Raw genomic sequence first — 20,317 nt, forward strand, 5'->3', positions numbered from 1 at the left:
CGGTTTCGGGCTATAATTGAGAAAAAATGGCTGGAGGCATCGGCTTTGTTTTTAAGGCAGGACTTTTCGCTGCGAAATACGATATTTCTACGGTTGATCATCACTTTTCTGCTGATCATGCTGCCTATTTTGTTATCCGCGGTTTATCTGTACCATTGGGTCGTGCAAACCGCAAGCGCGGACATAACCAAGACGGCTGCCGCGCAAACTGCATTCTATTTGACCGACCTGGAAAATGAGATCGAGCGTATAAAGCTATTGCAGTTCAGTCTGCTGGAGGACGATAACCTGAACGAACTCGCCCTCGCCTGGGAAACGATGGCGACGATCGACCGTACGGAGAATATGAATTCGCTGATGAAACGGCTGTACACCGTCCAAAACAGCAGCATGTATATCAAGGACGTGAGCGTTCATATCGCGACGATCGATCGAACGATGTCGGCCCTGGGCGGAGTGCGCGGGTTCGAAGCTGAGCGCTACCGCGAAATCCGCTCTGTATTTGGCGGCGGTTCCCAGGTCATCGAATGGAATGGCGGACTGTTCCTCGGCGCGATGAAACAGCGGGGAACCAAGGGGGCGGAGCCGTTGTTTACGGTCGAGATCGAGCTGGATCCGCAAAAGCTTCAGGAGGCGCTGGCCCAATTCAACACCTATCCCGGCAGCGGCACGCTGCTGCTGTCGGATAGCGCCAAGGTGGCTTTGGCGGGCGGAACGGGGGAATTGTCGAAAGCCGGCGCACCCTTTTATATCCGGGAAATCCGGCCGGACGCAGCAGGCAAAACGGCCAAGCTGCTTATTGCGGGGAACCGGTATTACGCCGTCCAGGCGCACTCTGCGGACCTGGGATTATCGATCTACCGTTTCATTCCCGAACAGGTCGTGCAAAAGCCGTTGAGCAAGTTTTACAAATGGGCATGGGTATTCGCCGCCTGTGCGTTGGGGATTTTTGCCGCTTTTGCGTTGTCTACCTATAAGTTCATCCACAAGCCTATGCTGACGCTCGTTAAAAGCTTCAGGAGGATGGAGCAAGGGGATCTGAGCATTTATATCGCCCATGAATCCAAAGACGAGTTTCGGTACTTGTACGGCCGGTTTAACCAGATGGTGGAAAATTTGCGTTCCTTGATCGATCAAGTCTATAAGCAAAAAATCATGGCTCAGCGAGCGGAGCTGAAGCAACTGCAATCGCAAATCAACCCGCACTTTTTATATAACAGTTTTTTTATCTTGAATACGATGGCCAAGACGGGGGACACGGAACGCATCGAACAGTTTACGACGCTGCTCGGGGAGTATTTCGAGTTTGTGACGAGAAATGCTTCCGACCTGGTTGCTTTGGAACAGGAAATTCATCATGCGAGAATGTATGCGGAAATACAGGAGTTGCGGTTTTCCAGAAGGATTCAGGTCCGTTTCGATCCGCTGCCCGATGAGCTGCGGTCGATTCCCGTGCCCCGGTTGATCGTTCAACCGATCATTGAAAACGCATTCAAGCACAGCCTTGAAAAAAAGGTCAAGGACGGCTTGATCGCCGTCCGTTTCGAGAAGGCGAGCAGCCAGGTCCGAATTATCGTGGAGGATAACGGAGATCGCTTGGCGGATGAAGCGTTGAAGCGGATACGGAAAGCATTGCACGATGTCCGGGATCAGGCCGAGACCACGGGGATGGTCAACATTCATCGCCGAATTCGCATCACATTCGGGGAGGATAGCGGATTGCAAACGGAACGGAGCGAGCTTGGAGGGCTTAGGGTAACGATCCTTCTTGCCGATGGAGGTGACCGGTCAGGTGTACAGAATGCTGATCGTTGACGACGAAGAGATTATTACGGATGGCTTGGCGGATATTTTCGGAAAGCTGAACCTCGATCTCGATCTGTATAAGGCGTATTCCGGCCAAGAAGCGCTGGACTTGTTAAACCGGACCAGAGTCGATATCGTCTTGTCCGATATCTGCATGCCCGGTATGAACGGCCTGGAACTGATGGAAGCCATACGTCTCAACTGGCCGCAGTGTAAAATTATCTTTCTGACGGGGCATAGCGACTTCAACTATGTCTATCAGGCGATTCAAGCGCCGGACGTGCAATATGTGCTGAAGAACGAAGGTTATCCGAAATTGATCGCAGCCGTTGAGCGAGCGCTTCAGGAATTGGCGGATACCTTGCGCGCGAACGATCTGATCCGGCGGTCGAAAGAGCAGCTGCATACGCTTGAGACGCTTGCGCATGGGGACTATTTTCGAAATCTGTTGTTCCACGACGTCCTCTTCGAGCGGGTACTGGCGGAAGATTTCCAGCGGCTGCAGATACCGCTGGACGCGTCTCTGCCGGTGCTGATCGCGCTCGGCAATTTAACGCATGCCGGAACGGCGGGGGCGTCCCCATCGTATGCCGAGCGGCAGGAGACGGCACTTGCGGTTAAGTTTCTGGCGGAGGCGTTTTTGGCGGAGCGGACGAACAGCATCGGCGTCATTGATCGATACGGCGATCTGATTTGGCTTTTTCAGCCCAAGCGGCTTATCGATGGGGAAAGAACGGACGCTTTCGAACAGACGGTTATGTATTTGGAAGGGACATTTGAGCTGATTCAGCAAGCCTGCCTGGAGTCGCTCGATACGACGGTTGCCGTTACGCTAAGCGGCGAAGCGTTTGCCTGGGAAGGACTTCCCGCCGTTTACGACAAAATGAGGCGGCACCAGCATGATCGGACCGGGGACGGAACGCGAATGGTCCAAAAGGTGTTTCCCAATAAGGACACCCCGGCGTCCGCCTCGATCCGCAGCCGGTCATTGCGCGATAAATCCGAAGCGTTAGCCGCGCATTTGGAAGCCGGAAGAAGAGCGGAATTCATGAGGCTGTTCGACGAATTGGCCGAGCCGGCAGCTTACGAACACGGGAGGGGAGACCCCAATCTGACGGAGCTTTGTTACACCATTGCGCTTGTGCTGCTGTCTTACATCAATCGCTGGGAAGTTCGCGAGATCGGTTCGTTTGGCCTGATGCGGCTGGAGGACTATCATTCCTGGAGAGAAGCCTTGGAGTTTTTGAAAGGCGCGGCCGAGGTTCTGTTTTCGCTCCGGCAAAGCGGAGAGCAGAAGAGAGCGGCCGGCGCAATCGATAAAATGTGCGTGTACATTGAACATAATATTAGCGAAGATCTGTCCCTTGTGAGACTGGCGGAAGAATTCCATTTCAATCCCTCCTATTTGTCCAGACTGTTTAAGCAGGAACGGGGTGTCAATCTGTCGGAATATATCGATGAGCTCCGAATCCGCAAAGCGAAGGAGCTGCTGAGGAAGGACGAGTTGAAGGTGGCCGAGGTCGGTTGGTTGATCGGATACGAAATGCCGCAATCCTTTACCCGTTTTTTTAAAAAATGGACCGGCTTAACGCCGCAGGAATATCGCACCGGCACGCAAAGCGGCGACGGGTCCTTTTTGTGATTTTGACGCTTTCTAAAGTTGCCTTTTAAAGTCCGGAAGCATAGCAGGCCTTGTATTCCGCAGGCGTCATATTCATATAAAACCTGAACCATTTGGAAAAGTAACTGACATGCTGGTAGCCGGACTCCAGCGCGGCCTCCAGAACATTGTACGATCCGCTGCGCAGCAAGCCCGCGGCTTTATTGATCCGGATAAAATTCACATATTCCATCGGCCGCATCCCGGTCTGCGTTTTGAAAAATTTGCAAAAATGGGAGCGGCTAAGGGACGCTACGGCAGCCAGTTGATCCAACTCAAGCTTTTCATGGGAGTGCTCCTCCATATAAGCCAGCACTTTTTTGATTTGCCGGTTATATTCATATGCGTGGCGTTTTCCTTGATCGTCGTTTTTTTCCATCAACCCGTGCCGGCAAACATCCGCAATCAGCAGCAGCAGGAGGCCTTTCAAGCTCAATTCGTAAGCGGGCGACCGCTGCTCGAAGCGGATCAGAAGCTGCCGTATATAGTCCAGCAATTCGGGAGGCGTCCCTGCGGGAGCGGACAACAAGGCGGGCAGCCTGGCTGTCCCCTGCAGGATCGGCCCGAGGAACAGCTCCTGAATTCGATCGGCCTGGAGCGAAGACAGCCAGGATAATTTGAACACGATGGAGTAATAACATATCCCTGCTTCATGATCGTTCATTCCCGAATGGAGTTCGCCCGGGTGAACGACGAGCGCTTCTCCCTCCCGAATGGCGAACTCCCGGCTTTCGATGCGGAACGTGGCCTTTCCTCGGGCCAGATAGATGATTTCCATCTCATTATGCCAATGGATGGGAAGGATGGAAAGAACCCCGGCTTGATGCTCCACCTGGTATATATGCAGCGGAAAGTCGGGAACGCCGTGCGGCTTGTTTTCCCGGTAACGATGCTCGAACATGCGCCCTCCTGGAAATCGTAATATAGTGACGATAATACGCAATTATCTGCTAGATATGTTGGGATTAACAATAATATCATTATATTATCAAATCCACGGGGAAGGGTAGCGATAGTTTTGAGGTTGACTCATTTTCATACCGAAGCGAACGGCGTTACGTTAAACACCTCTGCCGGAATCATGCAGATCGCATTTTGCACACCCGGGATTGCCGGAATCCGTTATACTTTGGATTCGGAGTTCAGCGGGAAACAGAGCCTTATGGTTGTGAATCGGCCGGAAAGACAGGATGTGCAATTGAAGGTTGCAGATCATTCGGGCCATCTGGAAATCTCGACCGAGCTGCTTAAGGTAATGGTGGACAAATCAACTTGTGCATTCAGTTATTGGGATTCTAGCGGCAGTCTGCTCGCGGCAGAACCGTCCGGAGGCGGAAAAACGCTCGAGCGCACCGACGTTTACCGAACGATCTTCGATGCTTCGGCGGACGGGGTTGAAACGGATCGCGGGGCGGACGGGTTCCGCGCAAGAGCGGAGGGGATGAACCGCATTTTCGACAGGCAGGCCTATCATACGAAGCTGGAGTTCGATTGGCAAGCTGGCGAGGCGCTGTACGGGCTTGGCTCGCATGAAGAGGGGATGATGAATCTTCGGGGCAAACATCAATATTTGTATCAGCAAAATATGAAGGCAGTTATCCCGGCCCTTTTATCTACAAGAGGTTATGGAATTTTGGTGGACTCCTATTCGTACATGAGTTTTCATGACGACTCCTTCGGTTCTTACATTTGGACTGACGTCGACGATGAAATGGAATTTTATTTTATTTACGGTCCGGAATTCGATCAGATCATCGCCGGGATTCGCTATTTGACGGGCGAAGCGCCGATGCTGCCGAAATGGGCTTACGGCTATGTGCAATCGAAGGAACGCTACGTTTCCCAGGAGGAATTGATCGATACCGTACAGGAATATCGCGGCCGCGGATTGCCTCTCGATTGCATTGTATTGGATTGGCAATCATGGACGGGGGAGCTATGGGGGCAAAAGACGCTTGATCCGCAGCGTTTCCCGGACCCTTCGGAAATGATGCGCAAGTTGCATGCGCTGAACGCCAAGCTGATGGTATCAATCTGGCCGATCATGAAAGAGGGCGGCGACAATCATCGGGAAATGAGCGAACATGGGTTTCTGCTTGGCAACCAGGCAACCTATGACGCTTTTACGGATGAAGCCCGCCGATTGTATTGGAAGCAAGCTCATGCCGGACTGTTCTCGCATGGGATAGACGCATGGTGGTGCGACTGTACCGAGCCGTTCGAAGCGGACTGGAAAGGGGCGGTCAAGCCGGAGCCCGAACAGCGAATGCTGATGAATACGGCGGAAGCCAAGCTTTATCTCGATCCGGAGTATATCAATGCCTATTCGCTGCTGCATTCCAAAGGCATCTATGAGGGACAACGTTCCGTAACCGACGGCAAGCGGGTCGTGAATTTGACGCGTTCCGCTTATGCCGGGCAGCATCGTTACGGCGCGGTTACTTGGTCGGGCGATATATCTGCCAACTGGGAGACGCTGAGAAAGCAGATTGCGGACGGTCTTAACTTTTGCGCGGCGGGGTCTCCATATTGGACGCTGGATATCGGCGCGTTTTTCGTTCATAACCATAAAGATCTCTGGTTCTGGAACGGAGATTATAACGATGGAGTTGCAGATCTGGGGTATCGCGAGCTGTATGTCCGCTGGTTCCAATTGGGGGCTTGTCTGCCGATGTTCCGTTCCCACGGGACGGACACGCCAAGGGAAATTTGGCAATTCGGCGAGCCGGGCGAACCATTTTACGATACGTTGGCGAAATATCTGAAGCTTCGGTACAGGCTGCTGCCCTACATTTATTCACTTGCGGGGGCGGTTGCGCATCATAGCTATACGATGCTCCGGGCGCTAGCTTTCGATTATCGGGAGGATGCGCGTGTGCACGATATTGACGACCAGTTTATGCTGGGTCCGGCCTTTCTGGTTGCGCCCGTCACGACAGCGATGTATTACGGGCCCGGTTCCCGTGAACTTCAAGGCGTCAGCAAGTCGCGCAGCGTCTACCTGCCGGCCGGCGAATGGTACGATTATTGGACTGACGAAAGAATCGAGGGCGGCCAAACGCTTGAAGCGAAAGCCGATTTGGAGACGCTTCCGCTTTTTGTCCGTGCCGGCTCCATCATTCCTGTCGGACCGGACGTGCAATATGCGGATGAACGGCCTGAAGCGGTTATTCGCCTGAAAGTATACCCCGGTAAAGATGCCGAATTTACGCTTTATGAAGATGAGGGGGATACTTATAACTACGAGGCGGGTGCTTATTCCACGATTGAGATGCGCTGGTGCGAATCGGACCGCACGCTGACGATTGGGGGGCGGACCGGCAGTTATGACGGTATGCCTGGGGACAGACAATTCGCAGTGGAAATCGCCGGGAAATCCGGTCAAAGCATCGTTTCTTATCAGGGTGACCCTGTGGTCGTCAGGGAAGATGAGATTGAAGTATGAGAAGAAAGTCTTGCAGTTAACAAGGAGAGTGTAATTATAGTGAAAAAGCAAGGATTGAATCCCTATCTCCCATCATGGGAATACGTACCTGACGGAGAGCCGTATGTTTTTAACGGCAGAGTTTATGTGTATGGTTCTCACGACCGTTTCAACGGACACGCTTTTTGTTTAGATGACTATGTGTGCTGGTCGGCGCCCGTGGATGATCTGGGCGACTGGCGGTATGAAGGCGTGATTTACAAGAAAACGGATGACCCGCTGAATCCGGATGGCAGAATGTGCCTTTATGCGCCTGACGTTACCGTCGGCCCGGATGGACGGTATTATCTCTACTATGTTCTGGATAAGGTTTCCATCGTTTCGGTAGCCGTCTGCGATACGCCGGCCGGCAAGTATGAATTTTACGGTTACGTCAGGTATGCCGACGGCACACGCTTGGGAGAAAGAGAAGGCGATGAGCCCCAGTTTGATCCGGGCGTGTTGACGGAAGGAGAGCAGACCTACTTGTATACCGGTTTCTGTGCGATTGGAGACAAATCCAGACACGGCGCAATGGCCACGGTGCTTGGTCCTGATATGCTCACGATTGTGGAAGAACCGGTATTTGTCGCGCCGAGCGAACCTTACGGCAAGGGCAGCGGGTTTGAAGGACATGAGTTTTTTGAGGCCCCTTCCATAAGGAAGAAGGGCGATACCTATTATTTTGTCTATTCCTCGATCGCCATGCATGAATTGTGTTATGCCACCAGCAAATTTCCGACGAAAGGATTTGTTTACCAGGGGGTTGTCGTAAGCAACAACGATCTGCATATTGATTCCTACAAGCCGGCGGACAAACCGATGTATTACGGCGGCAATAACCATGGCAGCATCATCCACATCGACGGGAAATGGTTTGTTTTTTACCATAGACATACCAACGGTACAGCTTTCTGCCGGCAAGGCTGTATCGAGCCGATCGCATTCCGGGAAGACGGAACGATCCTTCAGGCGGAGATGACCTCCTGCGGTCCGAATGGCGGACCGCTTGCGGGGCGCGGGGAATATCCCGCTTACCTGGCATGCAATCTGTTTTGTAAAGACGAGGAGCTGTATACAGGCGGTTTCGGCCAATCCGGGGCATGGCTGGACAGCCGTTTTCCGAAAATCACCCAGGATGGAAAAGACGGGGATGAAGAAATCGGGTACATCGCCAATATGACGGATTCCGCTACGGCCGGGTTCAAGTATTTTGACTGCCATGGAATCAGGAAGATTAAAATCAAGGTGCGCGGATATTGCCACGGCGTCTTTGAGGTGAAAACAGCTTGGGACGGCCCGGCTCTCGGAAATATAACGGTTAATTTTTCGAATATCTGGACGGAATATTTTGCCGATCTCGTCATACCGGACGGCATACAGGCGTTATATTTTACGTATAGAGGCTCGGGAGGCGCAAGCCTGTCCTCGTTTACATTACTTGGAGATGAATAGAATAGGAATACCATCTAAAAAATCGGCCTTGTTCGCATCGTCTGCGAAGAGGCCGATTTTTCATGCGTTTTTAGATTTACTTATTTCAATTTTCCTGCACGGATGTCGTCTGTCATCCCTTTATAAGGCGCTTTGGAGATTAGTTCTTGATTGTTAACGCCGGCATTCTCCAAAAATGTGATGTCAGCAAATTCAGGAACAACATATTTGGGATAAGTTTCATATTTTTCGCGCGATTCTTTCATTAATTCAAGATGGTCATTTTGATAACAAACCGTAATTTCCGGATGTTCATGAACCCACTTTGGGAAAAAAATAACACCGTGCATTCGTTTTTCATTTGGCATAAAATTCAAGGAAACGTCCGTTCCTGTTGGTTCGGTCCAGGATACTTTATAAACGCCTTCCGTTAGTTTTACAATATCAACTTCCTGGTCCCGCACCCAGCGGCCCGCAACCATGCCGCTATGGATCCGATAATCAATGGTATGGTCATTCTTAATGTAGATTTCGTATTCCCAACCATTTTCATAAGTATAAATCATATGGCTTCCTACAAAGTCTTTTAAAGCTTCTTTCGGTTGCATATGAAATCTCTCCTTATTTGAATAATTGCCTGCTTGAACGATGTTATTTCATATCCCGCCAGTTCTGGATATTGTTCTCCCAAATATATTTATATTTTCCGATAATATCCCTTGCTGTTTTTGGCTTTTGTCCAGTTAAAGTTTCAATGGCATCGGAATGAACGTTTAAAAGCCCTTCTTTAATGCTGGCATCGGTTGTCACGAGATCATCGCCGCAGAATGGAACGGGCGAGCGGGAGAAATCCCCGGTAATTTCTCTAGGAATGTGCAGTTTCTCCAGGTGTTCATAATATTGCTCCGCATTCACAGGAATATACTCCAGGTCTCTACCGGAAACTTCTTTAATGAGGTTGCACAGATCCCTTACGGAAACAGACTCTGATCCTACGATATTATAAGCCTCGTTGTCTTTGGCTTTTCCGAGCAGGGCTGCGGCTGCGGCCCTTGCACAATCATCTTTGTGAACTAAAGTAGCCCGTTCTTCGCCGGCAGTGCTCAACCATTTATTGTCGGACATTAGTGCCAACATCGTATACATTGTCAGATAGTTCTCTAAATATAAGTTATTTCTCATTGCATTGTAGGCAATGCCCGTTGACTTTAAGTAATTTTCAGTTGCTGTATGGTCCGGAGTTACAAAAACGTGAGCGTAATTAGGATCTGTCGCACCGATAAATGAACTATACGTGATGTGGGAGACTCCTGCTTTGATCGCCGTATCAATCGCATTTTTGTGTTGCTGGACTCTTCTGCCTACCTCAAGGCCAGAGACAATATAGATGCGGTCACCATCTTTGAAAGCCCGTTCCATGGATGGAATGTCATCATAATTGATTTCAAAGATTTTGACTCCCGCATTTTCCCATCGTTGAACCGTATCTTTGGGAATTCTGTCTTTCTTCATGCATGTGAAGGTTAAATTGCGGCCATCTGCTTCTGCGAGCACGGTTTCCGCTACACGGCTTGCTAGTTGACCATCTACGCCTGTTACAATATAACGCATGTGTATTCCTTCTTTCCTAGTGATAACTTTCACAAGGAAAGAATAGCATAGGTTGACGTTACAGTGAAATTACCCTATGTTATGATTTATAAAAAGGATTTATTACTAAAAAGGGTGTTTCAGATGAATATTCAGCAACTAAAGTGCTTTGTTTCTCTTGCCGAGACCCTGAATTTTTCAACAACGGCTGAGAAATTAAATTTGACACAACCTGCTGTAAGCCACAATATAAAAAGTTTAGAAAATGAGCTGGGAATCATTTTATTTGTCCGCAACAAAAGGACCGTTAATTTGACTTTAGCCGGCAATAGCTTTTACGAAGATATGGAAGGACTGCTATTTAGATTAGACCAATCCATTAAGAAAGCAAAACTGCTCTCGGAAAAATATGAAAGCACTTTGGTTATCGGATACACGGAGACTGTTTTTGAGAAGCAAGTTTTGCCGGACATTATTAGGCGGTTTAAGGAAAGATACCCGCAGATTCAGATTCAGTTGAAGAAGTCTAATTTGACCAGAGAGAAAGAAGACTTGTTAAACCAAAAGTTTGATATCATATTTACTTCGGAAGATAATTTGGGAAAGGACATTGATTTTTGTTTTTATCCAGTACTTAAAGGGGCCTATGTTTGTGTACTGCCCAAAAATCATCCTATTGCGAATGAAAGTATGTTGGACATCGAACAATTAAATCATCAAGCGATCATTTTATTTGACGAACACCAATCCCCTCCAACACTAAAAAGGATGAACAGGAAAATTATTGAGAATTGTCCCGATTCCATTTATACCTATGGAGATACCATAAATACAGTACATACCATGATAAAAAGCGATCTTGGCGTTTCGGTTCTGCCGGACTTTGTGATTGGAGAGGACAATGAGATCGCCTTTGTTCCCTTAAGCTATACTGAAGAAGTGGTTTACGGTATTGCGTGCCTTAGAAGCGAACAGCGCTTAGAAGTAAAACGCTGGATTTCAACTATAAAAGAGTTGTTCACTTAAACCGAAACCTGAACCAGGCAATGAGAAATCTTTGCTTTGGCTTCAGGTTTTTTATAGCTTTTTGATCCGGCTGGCGAGACTGGCTCTTAAAAAATGACAACGCTTTCTTAAAAATGTTGGCTTACGGCGATAAAGTCCAGGAGGATACACTAGATGTAAAGCCCATGGTTCCGAAGTGAGTTTTGCACGAAGCTTACTCAGGAAGCAATGCGCACAAAACTTTGAGGAGGAGCGCATATGGAACTGGATACACAGCTTATGAGCCCCGCGGCTGGGGTTGGCCGGCGAACCCAATTGTGGAAGCGGTTTAAAAAGCAAAAAGTACTGCATGTATTTGTCGGACTCGGCATGATCTTTCTGCTGATTTTTTCGTACACGCCGATGTTCGGTATTTTGATGGCTTTTAAAGACTACAGCATTTCAAACGGCATTAAGGGGATCTTTACCAGCGAGTGGGTGGGTCTGAGGTATTTCGATGAATTCATCCACGATTATCAGTTTGCTACGATTGTCCGCAACACGCTGGTCTTGAGCTTTCTGAAGGTCATCTTCGCTTTTCCCGCGCCGATCTTGCTCGCGATCATGCTGAACGAAGTGAAGAACATGGCGTTCAAGCGGTTCGTTCAGACAATCAGCTATTTGCCGCATTTTATTTCCTGGGTTGTTGTTGTCGGCGTTTCCTACGCTTTTCTGTCCGCGGACGTCGGCATGGTCAACAGAGCCCTGATCGAAGCCGGATTCATCGACAAACCGCTCAATATTTTGACGAGTCCCAATTACTTCTGGGGGCTTGCCGTCGGAAGCGCGATTTGGAAGGAAATGGGCTGGTGGACGATTATCTTCCTGGCGGCCATTACGGGAATCAATCCCTCGCTTTACGAAGCCGCCGAGATTGACGGCGCCGGCAGGCTGGCGCGCATCCGTTATATCACGCTCCCGGGGATGAAGGGGACCATCGTCGTTGTGCTGGTCCTGACGATCGGCAGCATTCTCGGCGGCGGACTGGTCGGTTCGAACTTCGAGCAGGCCTACCTGTTCGGCAACAGCATCAACAATCCGACATCGGAGATCGTACAAACCTACGCGTTCAAAGTCGGTCTGAGCGACGGCCGTTTTTCCTATGCGGCGGCGATCGATCTAATTCAGTCCGTCATCTCGGTGGTGTTGATTTTCTCCAGCAACTTCATCGCCAAGCGAGTGTCAGGGTCAAGCTTATTCTAGAAAAAAGGAGGGTTGGTGGTGCTCAAAAGTCAAAAACAGAAGGATTTTCTTTTTGACAGCGTGATTTACATCGTTTTGTTTATCATCATGCTCACCATGCTGTACCCGTTCTATTATGTGCTGATCGCCTCATTTAACAAAGGTTCCGATACACTCCTGGGAGGCGTTTATTTGTGGCCCCGAAGCGTTACGCTGGAGAATTACAAAGTTTTTCTGGACGATCCGAAATGGTATCGCGCCTTCTTGGTTACGGTTGCCCGGACGATATCGGGCACGGCGTTGGGACTTCTGCTGACGAGCCTGGTCGCTTACGCTCTTTCCCACCGTGATTTGTTGTTCAGCAAGACGTATTTTACGATCATCATTTTCGCGATGTACTTCTCCGGCGGCTTGATTCCCTATTACGTAGTGCTGCGTTCGATCGGACTGCTTAATTCATTTGCCGTTTACATTGTCCCGTCCATGCTTAACACGTTTTTTCTGCTGATCGCCATCTCGTTCTTCCGGGAAATCCCCGGCGAGATGAAGGAATCGGCGCACATGGACGGCGCTGGCGAACTCGTGATTTTTTTCCGGATCATCCTGCCGGTTTCGACGCCGGTTCTCGCCACCATGGCCTTGTTCATGGGCGTCGGCCAATGGAATTCATGGCTGGATTCCGCTTATTTCGTACAATCGGAGAACCTGAGAACGCTTACTTACCGCATGATGGAAGTGATCAACAAGAGCAACTCGCCAATGGATGCCATTGCCGTTGCAAACAGCGCTTCGGCCTCGGCAGGGGTTACGAGCTTCTCGCTGCAGGTAACGTCGATGGTGGTCTCCATTGTGCCGATCATCTGCGTTTATCCGTTTCTGCAAAAATACTTTGTGCATGGAATCATGTTAGGATCTGTGAAAGGATAAGTAGTTGTTCCTATTTTTAAGCGCTTACATTAAAATGACAATATATCCATTGGAGGGGTTTGTTTTGAAAACATTCCAAAGCTACAAGCTGCTTGCAGCGACACTGGCGGCAGTGCTTGCGTTTACGCTGCTGTCCGCCTGCGGCAACAACGGCAACGGCGAAGGCGCGAAGCAAGGCGGCGATTCGCCGGAGAAATCCGGCGGCGTGAAGGAGTTGTCGCTGTTCATCGATGCGCCATGGTATCCGGTTAAAGAATGGAAAGGACCGATCGCAGAGAAAATTACGGAGAAAACGGGAGTCAAGCTCAACGTTACCGTCGCAACGGACGATAAGCAGCTGCCGCTGATGATCGCTTCCGGAGATCTGCCGGACCTCGTCTTCACGTATGCCAACATTAATCGGATGTCGGATTCGAAGCTGTCCTATCCCTGGAATGAGTTGATCGGGAAATATGCGCCGGATTTCAAAATCGATCAGACGAGAATTGCGATCCATACAATGGACGACGGCAATTTCTACACGGTACGGAATTCCTTCGCCACACAGGAGGAAATGGCTCAAAATAAATATTCGATCGGCAGCGACGGCAATCCCGGCATAGCCGTGCGGGAAGATATCCTGAAGGAGCTCGGCAATCCGCCGATTCAATCGCTCGACGATTTCACGAAGGTGCTGGGCATGGTCAAGGAGAAGTATCCCGATATGGTGCCGCTGATGATGGACAAAGAGTGGATTGAGCAGTATTTTCTGCAGCAGTTCGGCACCGAAGCCCTCCTGGATGGCTGGTATGAACGAGATGGAAAAGTGGATTATGCCATCAGACAGCCGAAGATGTTGGACTTCTTCAAATTTATGAATAGCTTATATCGCAATGGATACATTCTGGCGGAAAATTTCGCCTTCGCAAACGACCAGATTGACGACCAGTACGTAACAAGCGGCAAAGCGTTTGCTCACGTTTATACCGTTACCGCGGCGGACTCGGATAACATCAAAATCAAGAGCAACGGAGGTTCATTTACGTTTAAAATGCTGCCCAGCGCCTTGTCGAAAGACGCGAAGGTTGTGAGCACGGGTCTCGGATTTGCCGGTACTTTCATCACCAAGAAAAACAAGGATCCGGAGGCGTCAATCAAGTTCATTCAATACCTGGCGAGCGACGAAGGCAAAAAACTGACCATGTTTGGCGTCGAGGGCGAGCATTGGACATGGAACGATGCGGGTTATCCGGATCTGAAATACAATCCGACCGATGCCGATTTCATGAACGGCAATGGAATTAAATGGTGGTATCTGTACAACGACGGAGTCACGGAAGGGATGCTGTCCTATGTTCCGGGCACGCAGAAGACACAGGCCTTGCTGGAGACAAAGGCCATTACGGCCTATAAGCCGGCGCTCGGCCTGATTCAGACCCAGCCGGATTCTAAAGAAAAGACGATCAAAACCAAGATCGACGAGATGATCAAAAATGAGAAAGTTAAAATTTACCTGGCGAGTTCCGAAGAGGAAGCCGTTGCGAAATACGAGAATATGGTGAAGACGGCCGAGAATATGGGCTTGCAAGAGCTTGTCGATTGGGCAAACGAGACTTATCGGAAGAAGAAGGATTTGTTCGAGTAAGCGAAGGTCGCCGCAACCGGTAGGGAGGTCAAATCTCTACCGGGTTTTGCTGGGCTCATGGTACGGTTAGAAGAAATAAATCGGCAGCGGGGGGAATCGTTACCGTGAGCATCGTACGCAAAATCATTTTAGGATATGTCATCTTGATTTTTATTCCGGTCGTCACGTTCGGCTATTACTATTATGTACAAATCTACGGCAACCTGACCCAACAATTCGTGGAGAGCCGGCAAAAAATATTGGAACAGGCCAAGGCAAACATGAAGGCGGATCTGACCCGAGTCGACTCCATCCATCGCTTGCTGCAATATAACCCGTATGTGACGGATTATTTAGGCGGAATTTATGAATCCGAATCGGACAGCATTTACGCCTACAACCGGTATATCAGTCCGATTATTACACAGTCGCTGTATGCCAATCCGGAAATTGAGAGGTTCAGGATATATACCACAAAGGAGCGCGCGCTTCAAATCACCGACCGGTTTCTCGATATATCGTCTCTGGATCCTCAGGGCAAGGAGATCGCCAGTTCGCTGAAGCCTGGTCAAGGAGTGTGGGTTGTGCCCGATCCGGAAGCCCGGGAACCGCGGCTCGTTTTTTATCAGAACATTTACAACCCGGATTTTACGGAGATCATCGGGCTTCTTGAGCTCCGCATCAGCGGTGGTCTGATCCGGAAATTTTACAACGCGACAGGCGGAGAAGGCAACTGGAAAGCGTTCCTGTTACCGAAGCAAGGAGGTCTGCCGGCGGCGGAAGGCGCAGCTGCCGGGATTGACGACGAAACGTGGAAGCTGCTCGGCACGAACGATACGAAAGCCTATTTCATCAACCGGAAAACGATCGTAAATCAGCTTTACATCGAGGAGCTTGGCGTCCGGGTCGTCGTCACCGGAAAGGTAGACGAAGTGTTTCACGCGGTCAAACGCAAAGAGATTATTCTGATTTCCACCATCGTCCTTCTTCTGGCGGCACTGTCGCTTGCGTATTATGCGCTCGCGTCTACCATTACGAAACGTATCCTGCGCCTGGCCAGACATATGCGCAACTTGAGCGATGACAATATGAAACAGTACATCAGCAAGCACGACAAGCCGAACCGCCAGGATGAGATCGGGTTTCTGACCATGACCTACAATTCGATGATCCAGCGTATGGATGAGCTGATCAACAACGTCCACCGGGCCGAGCTGCGAAACAAAGAAGCGGCCTATAAAGTGCTGCAAGCCCAAATCAAACCGCATTTTCTATACAACACGCTTGAGACCATCCGAATGCTGGCGGAATCCAACAACGATAAAGAGGTAGCCGACATTTCCTATTGGTTCGGGAAGCTGATGCGTTACAGCCTGTCTTCGAAGGAGGATCAGACGGTGCTTGCCAGGGAAATCGAGACGGTTGTCTTCTATCTCAATATTCACAAAATGCGGCTTCAGAACAGGCTGAGTTACGAGATTGACATCGCCGTCGACGCGGAGCAGATCGCCTGCCCCCGGTTCATGCTCCAGCCTTTGATCGAGAACTGCATCATCCATGGGGCGTCCGCGACGCTTCGACCCGTCCATATCAAGCTTCAGGCGTCGGAAACCGCCGGCGAAATCCGGATCTGCGTTTCGGACAGCGGAATAGGCATTCCGGAAGACAAACTGCCCAGGCTCCGTTCACGGCTAACGGGGGGAGGCGATGTACATTCCGTCCAGGAGATGGAGGGAGGCGTAGGTCTGATTAACGTCAACGAGCGAGTCAAATCGTTTTTCGGCGGCGCTTCGCACTTGGCGCTTGATAGTGAGCAAGGCCGGGGAACATGTCTCACCATCATCATATCGAAAGGGGCGGCGGGTCAACGATGAGATTATTGATTGTGGATGATGAGCCGCTTATTCTTGGGGGATTGGTCAAGGTCATCAAGGATGCGGCTCCGCTCGGTACCGAGGTGCGCGAGGCAGGCAACGCTTTTGAAGCGCTTGAAGTCATGAAAGGTTATATGCCGGATGTTACGGTGACGGATCTCCATATGCCGGAGAAAAACGGATTCGAGCTGATGGAGGAGGCCAAGGAGAGCGGATTGTGCGACCGATTTATTATCCTGACGGGCTATGACGATTTCGAATACGTGAGGAGAGCGCTGCGCTGGGGCGTGGTGGATTATTTGCTGAAACCGCTTGACAAAAATGAGATTGCCGGGCTGCTGACACATATCGATCAAGAGCTTCCTTCCGAAGCCGATTCGGAGTGTGAACGGCACACGAAACGTATTCTGGCCTATACAGAACAGCATTATATGAACGACCTTTCGCTGGATCATCTTGCCGAACTGATGAATCTTCATCCGAATTACATCAGCAGCTTGTTCAAGAAAGTGACGGGAGACACGTTTGTGAATTATTTAAACGCATTCCGGATCAAGGAAGCGCAGAAATTGCTAGGGACGCACCGGCATCTTTCCGTGAGCGAGATCGGGCGGCGGGTCGGGTTTGAGAGTAAACATTATTTCGCCAAAGTGTTCAAGAAGTATACGGGGATCACGCCAGGCGCCTACCGTGAAAGAGACGAAACGGCAAAGGACAGAGACGAATCCTAAAAAAAGAAGGTCGGGATGAAATGGAGATTAATAAGGACTATAGATTCGGCGATATGATAGCCCGTTATGTTAAAGACGGCCAAACCGGGCAAGCGGGCTTGGTCCTGCTGCCGGAATCCATGGTATCCCATGTCTGTGAGAAGAAATACAAGGCGGATCCTTTAGTGCAACTCAAATTCATCGGGGATGCTTATCCCGGCGGATTCGCGCACGGCCATTCCATGCGCAACAGCGGAACCATGGATGCGCTGTTATTTGAAGAACAGCGTAAATTGGAGCGCGATACTAGTGTAACGGTGGTGTCCGCATGGCGCAGCCAGAGTTCGTGCCGGGTCGAGCATCATTTAACCTGGTATTCGGGGTATCGAGCACTGGAGTCTTTTACAATCATCAAGAATGAAAGCGAACTGCCCGTTACGGCGGAAATGATATCATCCTTCTCATTGACAGGGTTTACCCCGTTTGCCGAGAATGATGCTCCCGAATCGTTAGTTTTCCATCGAATCCTTAGTTCATGGTCCGCGGAAGGGCGCTTATATTCCAGTAATATCGAAGATTTAAACCTTGAACCGGCCTGGGCGCCTTCGGGTACACGATGTCTGCGCTTCGGACAGGTAGGATCCATGCCGGTGCGGGGATTTTTCCCGGCGGCATATTTGGAGGACACCCGCGTTGGCGTGACTTGGGGGGTTCAAATCGCCCACCCCGCCTCCTGGCAGATCGAGATCGGCAGACGGGATGACGCCCTGTATCTGTCAGGCGGACTGGCGGACAGGGAATTTGGCCATTGGACCAAGACGATTGGCCCTGGAGAGGCATTTCAGACTCCCAGCGCCTATCTCACCGCAGTAGTGGGGGATGTTGACCGTGCGGCGGAGCGGTTAACCGGGATGCAGGACCGGCCTCTATTGCGCGGGCCGGCGCTGGAAGAAGATCTGCCGATCGTCTTTAACGAGTTTTGTACAACATGGGGGTCTCCATCGGCTGCGAATCTTTACGCGATTGCCGAACGGCTCAAAGGCAGGGGAATACGTTATCTTGTCATTGATTGCGGATGGTATAAGCGGGAAGGGACGCACTGGTTTAACAGTATGGGCGATTGGGATGTGAACCCGATTGATTTCCCCGATGGGCTGGAACAAACGCTCGAACATATTAGAAAATGCGGGATGATTCCCGGCATTTGGTTCGAAATGGAAGCTTGCGGCGTGGAATCCGCGGCGTTTCATTGGGTCGATCATCTCTTAAAACGGGACGGCTTGCCGATCACGAGCGGTGACCGGCGGTTTTGGGACTTCCGCGATCCCTTTGTCGTCAGCTATTTGAAAGAGAAAGTGATCTCCTTTTTGAAAAATCATGGATTCGGCTATTTAAAAGTTGATTATAACGATAATCTGGGCATCGGCTGCGACGGCGCGGAATCGCTCGGTGAAGGATTACGCCGGCAGATGCAAGCGGTTCAGGATTTTTTCAGGTTGATCAAACAAGAAGTACCCGATATTGTGATTGAAAATTGCGCATCCGGCGGTCACCGCTTGGAGCCTTCCATGGTTGGACTTACAAGTATGTCATCATTTTCGGACGCTCATGAATGCGAGGAAATCCCGATCGTTGCCGCGAATTTGCATAGAGTGATTTTGCCGAGGCAAAGCCAGATCTGGGCCGTTCTTAGAAAAAATGACAGTTTGCAGCGTTTGGTGTACTCGCTGGCCGGCACGATGTTAGGCCGGATGTGTTTGTCCGGCGATATCCATGATTTGAATGAAGAACAGTGGAAAATTGTGGACGAGGCCATTGCTTTCTATAAGCTGGTTTCTCCGATCATTAAGGAAGGTACAACAAATCGATACGGCACCTTGGTGCACAGCTATCGTCATCCCAAGGGATGGCAAGGAATCACGCGCACATCCAAAGACCGATCACAGATGATGGCAGTTGTACATACCTTTGGAGGTGATGTTGCGGAAAGTGTAAAGCTGCCTCTTCCTGCATGGGGGCATTACGAAAATACGCAAATGTTCCCGGACAACAATACGGATGTGAAAGTAGAAGACGGTCACATTTCCTGCCGTTTGGCAAAACCGTTTTCGGCCTTGTGCATACTTCTTCGCATGAAGCAGTCTGGCGCACAATAAGGTGGAATGGAGGTGGTTTGATGCGTATTGACGCTCACCAGCATTTTTGGAAGATCGACAGAAACGATTACGGCTGGATTACGCCGGAAATTCCGGTGCTTTTCCGCGATTATTTGCCTTCCGATCTTGAACCGCATTTGCCAAAGCACGGCATCGGCAAAACGATTCTGGTGCAGGCGGCGCCAACGATTGAGGAAACCGAATTTATTCTTGAATTAAGCGAAACGGCCGATTTCATCGCCGGTGTGGTCGGGTGGCTGGATCTTGAGGACCCTACTTATAAGAAACAGTATGAGCGGTTTTGCAAGCATCCGAAATTTATCGGGCTTCGCGTGATGATCCAGGAGATGGAGGACCCAAACACCGTTTTATCGCCCGCTTATTTTGAAGCGTTTTCATATTTTGCGGAACAGGACGTGCCGGTTGATTTGCTTGTCCTGGCGAATCAACTGCCGCAGCTTGTCCAATTGCTGGAGCGAATCCCCAGGCTTCGGGGCGTCGTCGACCATTTGGCAAAGCCGCCGATCGCTTCGGGGTTGTTGGAGCCGTGGAGAAGCCATATGGCGGAAATCGCCCAATATCCGAACATCTGCTGCAAGCTTTCGGGGATGGTGACGGAAGCCGGCCGTCAGGGTTGGAAAAAGGAAAATTTCACGGCATACGTCCATGCAACGCTTGATTTGTTTGGCCCCGAGAGGGTGATGTTCGGCAGCGATTGGCCCGTGTGTCTTCTGGCGGCAACTTATGATGAAGTCGTAGACATATTGCGGCAAGCGTTGCAAGACCGGCTGCCCGCGGAAGCGATCGAAGCTGTTTTCGGCGCCAACGCCGCGAAATTTTACAAGTTGAATAAACATTGAGATTGGGG

At 50.2% G+C, this 20,317-nt stretch carries 15 protein-coding genes; 12 read left to right on the forward strand and 3 right to left on the reverse strand.

Annotated features, from left to right (window positions below; genetic code table 11):
- The first annotated feature begins 45 nt into the window (after positions 1-45).
- On the forward strand, positions 46-1,815 hold the full coding sequence (locus DYE26_RS04780) for a sensor histidine kinase (protein WP_036622643.1): 1,770 nt from the start codon (positions 46-48) through the stop codon (positions 1,813-1,815).
- Positions 1,802-3,448 (forward strand): response regulator, encoded by a 1,647-nt coding sequence (locus tag DYE26_RS04785; protein ID WP_240534228.1) that lies wholly within the window; start codon positions 1,802-1,804, stop codon positions 3,446-3,448. Before DYE26_RS04780 ends, DYE26_RS04785 begins: the two co-directional genes overlap by 14 nt.
- A 25-nt stretch (positions 3,449-3,473) precedes the next feature.
- Here DYE26_RS04785 and DYE26_RS04790 read toward each other — a convergent pair whose 3' ends face one another.
- Positions 3,474-4,367, reverse strand: coding sequence for a helix-turn-helix transcriptional regulator (locus DYE26_RS04790; protein ID WP_036622646.1), 894 nt, complete (start codon positions 4,365-4,367; stop codon positions 3,474-3,476).
- Positions 4,368-4,484: 117 nt separating this feature from the next.
- Here DYE26_RS04790 and DYE26_RS04795 point away from each other — a divergent pair, with 117 nt between their 5' ends.
- Positions 4,485-6,911, forward strand: coding sequence for a glycoside hydrolase family 31 protein (locus tag DYE26_RS04795; RefSeq protein WP_036622648.1), 2,427 nt, complete (start codon positions 4,485-4,487; stop codon positions 6,909-6,911).
- Positions 6,912-6,950: 39 nt separating this feature from the next.
- Complete coding sequence (locus DYE26_RS04800) at positions 6,951-8,384, forward strand: family 43 glycosylhydrolase (protein WP_036622650.1); 1,434 nt, start codon at positions 6,951-6,953, stop codon at positions 8,382-8,384.
- An 80-nt stretch (positions 8,385-8,464) separates the two neighbouring features.
- Here DYE26_RS04800 and DYE26_RS04805 read toward each other — a convergent pair whose 3' ends face one another.
- On the reverse strand, positions 8,465-8,971 hold the full coding sequence (locus DYE26_RS04805; RefSeq protein WP_036622652.1) for a phenolic acid decarboxylase: 507 nt from the start codon (positions 8,969-8,971) through the stop codon (positions 8,465-8,467).
- Positions 8,972-9,014: 43 nt separating this feature from the next.
- Positions 9,015-9,974, reverse strand: coding sequence for an NmrA family NAD(P)-binding protein (locus DYE26_RS04810; RefSeq protein WP_036622654.1), 960 nt, complete (start codon positions 9,972-9,974; stop codon positions 9,015-9,017).
- A 123-nt stretch (positions 9,975-10,097) separates the two neighbouring features.
- Here DYE26_RS04810 and DYE26_RS04815 point away from each other — a divergent pair, with 123 nt between their 5' ends.
- From DYE26_RS04815 to DYE26_RS04850, 8 genes are all read left to right on the forward strand, one after another.
- On the forward strand, positions 10,098-10,979 hold the full coding sequence (locus DYE26_RS04815; RefSeq protein ID WP_036628078.1) for a LysR family transcriptional regulator: 882 nt from the start codon (positions 10,098-10,100) through the stop codon (positions 10,977-10,979).
- Positions 10,980-11,216: 237 nt separating this feature from the next.
- Positions 11,217-12,200 (forward strand): ABC transporter permease, encoded by a 984-nt coding sequence (locus DYE26_RS04820; RefSeq protein WP_036622656.1) that lies wholly within the window; start codon positions 11,217-11,219, stop codon positions 12,198-12,200.
- An 18-nt stretch (positions 12,201-12,218) separates the two neighbouring features.
- A complete protein-coding gene (locus DYE26_RS04825) occupies positions 12,219-13,106 on the forward strand; it encodes a carbohydrate ABC transporter permease (RefSeq protein WP_036622658.1) in 888 nt (295 codons plus the stop codon).
- Positions 13,107-13,170: 64 nt separating this feature from the next.
- A complete protein-coding gene (locus DYE26_RS04830; protein WP_036622660.1) occupies positions 13,171-14,730 on the forward strand; it encodes an extracellular solute-binding protein in 1,560 nt (519 codons plus the stop codon).
- A gap of 104 nt (positions 14,731-14,834) precedes the next feature.
- Entirely contained in the window at positions 14,835-16,583 is a 1,749-nt protein-coding gene (locus tag DYE26_RS04835) for a sensor histidine kinase (RefSeq protein WP_036622662.1), read from the forward strand.
- Complete coding sequence (locus DYE26_RS04840; protein WP_036622664.1) at positions 16,580-17,314, forward strand: response regulator transcription factor; 735 nt, start codon at positions 16,580-16,582, stop codon at positions 17,312-17,314. Before DYE26_RS04835 ends, DYE26_RS04840 begins: the two co-directional genes overlap by 4 nt.
- Positions 17,315-17,334: 20 nt before the next feature.
- Positions 17,335-19,449, forward strand: coding sequence for a glycoside hydrolase family 36 protein (locus tag DYE26_RS04845; protein ID WP_036622666.1), 2,115 nt, complete (start codon positions 17,335-17,337; stop codon positions 19,447-19,449).
- A gap of 20 nt (positions 19,450-19,469) precedes the next feature.
- A complete protein-coding gene (locus DYE26_RS04850) occupies positions 19,470-20,309 on the forward strand; it encodes an amidohydrolase family protein (RefSeq protein ID WP_036622668.1) in 840 nt (279 codons plus the stop codon).
- Positions 20,310-20,317 lie beyond the last annotated feature (8 nt).

It is taken from the genome of Paenibacillus macerans, assembly GCF_900454495.1.
GTDB lineage: Bacteria > Bacillota > Bacilli > Paenibacillales > Paenibacillaceae > Fontibacillus > Fontibacillus macerans.

Coding starts and splice junctions, on each gene's coding strand:
- DYE26_RS04785 (WP_240534228.1), top strand. CDS start 1,802: ATGCTGATCGTTGACGACGAAGAGATTATTACGGATGGCTTGGCGGAT.
- DYE26_RS04790 (WP_036622646.1), bottom strand. CDS start 4,367: ATGTTCGAGCATCGTTACCGGGAAAACAAGCCGCACGGCGTTCCCGAC.
- DYE26_RS04805 (WP_036622652.1), bottom strand. CDS start 8,971: ATGCAACCGAAAGAAGCTTTAAAAGACTTTGTAGGAAGCCATATGATT.
- DYE26_RS04810 (WP_036622654.1), bottom strand. CDS start 9,974: ATGCGTTATATTGTAACAGGCGTAGATGGTCAACTAGCAAGCCGTGTA.
- DYE26_RS04815 (WP_036628078.1), top strand. CDS start 10,098: ATGAATATTCAGCAACTAAAGTGCTTTGTTTCTCTTGCCGAGACCCTG.
- DYE26_RS04820 (WP_036622656.1), top strand. CDS start 11,217: ATGGAACTGGATACACAGCTTATGAGCCCCGCGGCTGGGGTTGGCCGG.
- DYE26_RS04840 (WP_036622664.1), top strand. CDS start 16,580: ATGAGATTATTGATTGTGGATGATGAGCCGCTTATTCTTGGGGGATTG.
- DYE26_RS04845 (WP_036622666.1), top strand. CDS start 17,335: ATGGAGATTAATAAGGACTATAGATTCGGCGATATGATAGCCCGTTAT.
- DYE26_RS04850 (WP_036622668.1), top strand. CDS start 19,470: ATGCGTATTGACGCTCACCAGCATTTTTGGAAGATCGACAGAAACGAT.